Origin of the sequence: Segeticoccus rhizosphaerae (assembly GCF_009192725.1) — a bacterium.
In the GTDB taxonomy this organism is placed as follows: domain Bacteria; phylum Actinomycetota; class Actinomycetes; order Actinomycetales; family Dermatophilaceae; genus Segeticoccus; species Segeticoccus rhizosphaerae.
This window is the reverse complement of record NZ_VOHR01000298.1, coordinates 1-4,602: the sequence shown is the minus strand read 5'-3', so window position 1 is coordinate 4,602 and position 4,602 is coordinate 1. Positions and strand designations below refer to the sequence as shown.

The 4,602-nt window shown below is 71.6% G+C and carries 6 protein-coding genes; 1 reads left to right on the top strand and 5 read right to left on the bottom strand.

The window, feature by feature from the left end; all coding sequences use genetic code 11:
- The 5 genes from FRW57_RS17665 to FRW57_RS17645 form a co-directional block, all read right to left on the bottom strand.
- Nucleotides 1-934 (bottom strand): NAD(P)H-dependent flavin oxidoreductase (locus tag FRW57_RS17665; protein ID WP_152186613.1); only part of this gene is annotated, 934 nt, incomplete at its 3' end.
- A 2-nt stretch (nucleotides 935-936) separates the two neighbouring features.
- Nucleotides 937-2,181, bottom strand: coding sequence for a deoxyguanosinetriphosphate triphosphohydrolase (locus tag FRW57_RS17660; RefSeq protein WP_152186612.1), 1,245 nt, complete (start codon nucleotides 2,179-2,181; stop codon nucleotides 937-939).
- Between the two features lie 86 nt (nucleotides 2,182-2,267).
- Nucleotides 2,268-2,783 carry a hypothetical protein gene (locus FRW57_RS17655; protein ID WP_152186611.1) on the bottom strand — a complete coding sequence of 172 codons (516 nt, stop codon included), beginning with the start codon at nucleotides 2,781-2,783 and terminating at the stop codon, nucleotides 2,268-2,270.
- A gap of 52 nt (nucleotides 2,784-2,835) precedes the next feature.
- On the bottom strand, nucleotides 2,836-3,273 hold the full coding sequence (locus FRW57_RS17650; protein ID WP_152186610.1) for an SRPBCC family protein: 438 nt from the start codon (nucleotides 3,271-3,273) through the stop codon (nucleotides 2,836-2,838).
- A complete protein-coding gene (locus FRW57_RS17645) occupies nucleotides 3,270-3,623 on the bottom strand; it encodes an ArsR/SmtB family transcription factor (protein ID WP_152186609.1) in 354 nt (117 codons plus the stop codon). The genes FRW57_RS17650 and FRW57_RS17645 overlap by 4 nt, the downstream gene beginning before the upstream one ends.
- A 90-nt stretch (nucleotides 3,624-3,713) precedes the next feature.
- Here FRW57_RS17645 and FRW57_RS17640 point away from each other — a divergent pair, with 90 nt between their 5' ends.
- The gene (locus FRW57_RS17640; protein WP_162529406.1) at nucleotides 3,714-4,490 is read left to right on the top strand and encodes an alpha/beta fold hydrolase; all 777 of its coding nucleotides are present in this window, start codon (nucleotides 3,714-3,716) and stop codon (nucleotides 4,488-4,490) included.
- The last annotated feature ends 112 nt before the right edge of the window (nucleotides 4,491-4,602 follow it).

Below are 4,602 nucleotides of genomic sequence, written 5' to 3'. Positions count from 1 at the left end.
GTTCCTCGGCCTCCGTCGCGGCCGCGCGCAGCGGCGCCACGACCTGCTGCACCATGGGGAAGGCGGCGGGCGCGCGGTCGCCGTAGCGCTCGATGAAGGCGTTGCGCAGCATCCGCGCGGGCCGGCCGGTGAAGGCACGGGTCACGACGGTCTCCTGCCGCGACGGGTCGGCGAGCGCTGCCTTGTATGCCGGTGTGGCACCCGACTCGGGCGTGCGCAGCAACGCGCTGCCCACCTGCACGACGACCGCGCCGGCGCCCAATGCGTCGCGGACGTCCTGGGCGGTGCTGATGCCCCCCGCGCCGACCAGCGGGAGGGAGGTCGCCGACCGGACCTGCTGCAGGAGCGGCACGAGCGCGAGGTCGTTGGGCTCGGCGTCCAGCGTGTGCGTGCTGCGATGGCCTCCCGCGGTCGCCGCCTGTACGCAGAGGAAGTCGGCACCCGCGGCGGTCGCGGCAGCCGCCTCGTCGGCGTCGGTGACGGTCACACCGACGACGCTGCCTGCCGCACGGAGCCGGTCCATCACCCCCGCGGGTGGCAACCCGAAGGTGAAGGTCACCGAGGCGACCGGCTCGGCCACCAGCAGCTCGACCTTGTCGTCGAAGTGGGTCGTGTCGTGCCACTGCGCCTCGGGCAGCGACAGGCCCCGTCCTTCGGCCGCCGACTGCAGCAGTTCCCGGTAGGCGGCGAGCGCGGCGCCGACGGACTCCTGTCTCGCGTCGGAGGGCACGAACAGGTTGACGCCGAACGGGCGGCCGGTCAGCTCACGGGTCTGCCGGATCTGGTCCCGCAGCTTGGTCGCGGGACCATAGCCGGCCCCGAGGAAGCCCATGCCGCCCGCCCCGCCGACGGCGGCGACCAGCTCCGGGGAGGCGGGGCCACCCGCCATCGGCGCGGAGGCGATGGGCAGGTCGAGCGTGGAGAACAGGTCCATGGTCAGCAGCTTTCTCGGTGGAGGGCGATCGCCCTGGGGTCGGACAAGGAGGCCACCTGGTCGACGACGACCCGCAGCCGCGCGGCATCGTCACCGGCGGTGTCGAAGTCGTGACGGTGGAGCGGATCGAGGCGGTCCGGCGAGGCCGCGAAGTGATCGACGAGGTCGTGCACCATCTCCCGCTGGTGGCTCATCAGGGACTGTCGCTCGTCGGCGAGCATGACGAAGTGCGCGGCCACGCCCTTGAGCATGGCGCACTCGGCGCGCGCCTCGTCAGGGATGACCAGGTCGGCGGCATACCGGGTCAGCGGTCCGTCGCCATGCTTGTGCCGCGTGGCGACCTCGACCGACTGCACGAACCTGCCGATGAGGCGACTGGTCATGTCCTTGAGCGCGGCGAGGGCGCGGCGGGACCCGTCATACGAGTCGGGGATGCAGCCGGTGCCCAGCAGCCGGCGCATGGCTTCGAGCAGCACCTCCTCCTCGAGGTCGGGGGCGTAGAGGTCGCGGGCCACCCGGGCGACCTCGAGCGTGTCCGAGGGGGATCGCAGCGCTCCCAGGTCGATACGCCCGGAGGCCACCGCGTCCTCGACGTCGTGGACGGAGTAGGCCACGTCGTCGGACCAGTCCATCACCTGCGCCTCGATGCAACGACGGGTCGGGTCGTCGGCCGGAGCCTGGCTGCGCAGCCAGCTGAAGACGTCCAGGTCGTCGGCGTACACCCCGAACTTCGGCGAGGCGCTGGGCGACTCACCCCGGCGCCAGGGATACTTCGTGGCCGCATCGAGGCTGGCGCGGGTGAGGTTGAGTCCGGCCGACCGACCGTCGGCGTGGGTGCGCTTGGCCTCGAGCCGGGTCAGCAGGCGCAGGGTCTGGGCGTTGCCCTCGAATCCCCCGATGTCGCGGGAGATGTCGGCCAGCGCCGTCTCACCGTTGTGGCCGAACGGCGGATGTCCGAGGTCGTGGGCGAGGCAGGCGGTGTCGACCACGTCAGCGTTGCAACCGAGCGCGGCGCCGAACTCCCTTCCGATCTGGGCAACCTCGAGGGAATGGGTCAACCGGTTGCGCACGAAGTCGTCGCTGCTGGGCTGCACCACCTGGGTCTTGGCCGACAGCCGACGCAACGAGGCGGAGTGCACCACCCTCGCGCGGTCCCGGGCGAAGTCGTCCCGGTCGGCCCGTTTCTGGGCAGGATCTTCCCGCACCCACCGCTCACGGGCGCGATCGTCATACCTGCTCGGGCTCACGAGCCGACTGTATGACGTGCCGCTCACCCGCCGCGCACGTGTCCGTGGCCGCCCCGCGGTCTCGGGAGAGCCACGCCTCTCGCTGGTCAGGCCCGGACGGTTCCCGCGCGGTGCCGGCGGTGGGCTCGGTGACTCGACGCGGCGGCGAGGAGCGCACGCCCGAGGGGTCTCGGCGCCACCTCTCGGTAGCCGCCGAGGGCCAACCCGGCGCGGGTCTCGAAGACATTGCGCGCGGCACGGTCACCGGTGCGCAGCACCGACCAGGCCATGGCCAGCCCGTAGGCCGGCAGCAACGGCAAGCCGGCGAGCGCCACCCACTGCCAGGTGTGGCGCTCCTCGTGCACCATCAAGGTGGGTCGGTGCCTGGCGAGCGCCGTCCAGTCCCCAGGCGTGATGAGGACGTTGCCCACGGTGAAGGCGGAGGCCGTCGGGAAGCCGAACCGATAGTGGTCGGCGAGGACGAGGCCACGCGGCCCTCGCCTGATGTGACAGCGGCCGAGCACTGCGACGCCCAGGCCGAGCGGCGTCGAGAAGTTGACCAGGTTGGCCACCTGGCGGAAGCGCAGGGCGTGGGTGAGGTGCGAAGGGGGTCCGTCGGCCACAGACCGACTCTAGGGCTCCGAGCTCTTTCGGGCCCGGAGCCGGGGGCACCGTTCAGGCAGCGAGGGCACCAGGGAGTCGGTCGAGGCAGCCGACCCAGCCGGCGCTGTGGTTGCGGACGTCATCCTCGCCGCTCAGGCCGGTGTGGGTGAGTCGCAGCAGCGTGCCGTCGGGCTCCTCGGTCAGCTCCACGCGGACCAGGCTCGACGGCTGGTCGAACTCTGCCCATTTCCAAGTGAACTCAATGAGGGTGGGTGCCCGCAGCGTGCGGTAGGTGCCCACCACGTCATGCGGGCCCATCGAGATGGTGTAATCGCCGCCCTCAGTGATGTCCCCGCTGACCCGCAGGTCGAGGTCCGGATCGGGGCAGTACCACTGCGCCATCAGTTCCGGATCTATCCACGCCGCGTAGACCCGTGCGATAGGAGCGTCGATGTGACGTTCGAGGATGATCGCGCCCTCGTCGGCGCTCAGGTTCTCTGATCGGGTCATCCGTCCTGCTCCTTTGTGTCTGCATGGCCCCGGTCTGCTGGCGAATCGGCCCCGAGCAGGCGCTCGAGGCGGTCCAGAGTGGCCGACCAGAACAGCCTGCGGTCGGCGAGCCAGGACTCCGCCTCACGCAGTGGTGCCGCCTCCAGCGTGCACACGATCGTGCGGCCCCTCCGGTCACGTCGCACCACTCCTGCCGCCTCGAGCACGCGCAAGTGCTTGGTGATCGCGGGCAGCGACATCGGGTGCGGAGCAGCCAGGCTCCCGACCGTGGCGGGTCCGGAGCCGAGCTGCTCCACGATCGCACGCCGGGTGGGGTCGGCCAAGGCGCGGAATGTGCGCTCCAGCGTCATCGTCCCAACCATAGTTAACCATTCGGTTAACACTTTCTCAACCACCTGTTGGATTCGGGGCAACGCCGGTTCCCCGGCAGGATGGGGTGCATGAGCGAGCGCGAGACCTCGGGCGGCCTGTCCTACAGCCGGGTGGGAACAGGGCCGGCCGTCGTGCTGGTCCACGGGTGGTGCTGCGACCGCACGTTCCTGGCCCCTCAGCAGGCACACCTCGCGCCGACCCACACCGTCGTGTCGCTCGACCTACGAGGGCACGGCACCAGCCGGTGGGTCGACGAGCTGGCTTGCGAGATCACGGACTTCGCCGACGACGTCGCCGAGGTTGCCGCAGACGCCGGGCTGTCGGCACCGGTCGTCGTGGGCCACAGCATGGGTGGCCTCGTGGCGCTCGAGTGCGCGGCGAGGGGTCTCGCCTCCGCGGCGGTCCTGGTCGACCCGGCGCCGATGCTCGATGAGTCCGGGCGGGCCTACTTCGCGCGCTCGTGGCCGGAGGTGGCCGACGATGCCGACGGGTCGTGGCGCCGCCGGTTTGCCGAGCGCACGATGCTCGCGACCGACCGCGTGCGCCGCGTAGGAACCCTCGACGGGATGGCGCGTGTCCCCCCCTCGGTCGCCGCAGCGTCGATGCGTGGCATGGCGGACTACGACGCGGGGGCCGCGTTGGAGGCGGTCACGGTGCCGCTCCTGGTCGTCTCTGCCGCCCACCCGGAGGACATGAGAGCGGTGCGCGGGCGCTGCCGGCACCTCATGACCGGGCAGGCCGTGGGAGCGGGCCACTTCCTGCAGCTCGAGGTGCCCGAGCAGGTCAACCCGATGATCGACCGCTTCCTCGCGCTCAGCCTTCGTCCGGGTGGCGCACCGAGCTGAGTGCCGCCGAGAGGTATGCCGCGGTGGCGCCACCGGAGGCGGCCACCTTGGCCGGCGTGCCCGCCGCGACCACCCGCCCACCGTCGTCGCCTGCGCCCGGCCCGAGGTCGAT

Coding starts and splice junctions, on each gene's coding strand:
- FRW57_RS17640 (WP_162529406.1), top strand. CDS start 3,714: ATGAGCGAGCGCGAGACCTCGGGCGGCCTGTCCTACAGCCGGGTGGGA.
- FRW57_RS17645 (WP_152186609.1), bottom strand. CDS start 3,623: ATGACGCTGGAGCGCACATTCCGCGCCTTGGCCGACCCCACCCGGCGT.
- FRW57_RS17650 (WP_152186610.1), bottom strand. CDS start 3,273: ATGACCCGATCAGAGAACCTGAGCGCCGACGAGGGCGCGATCATCCTC.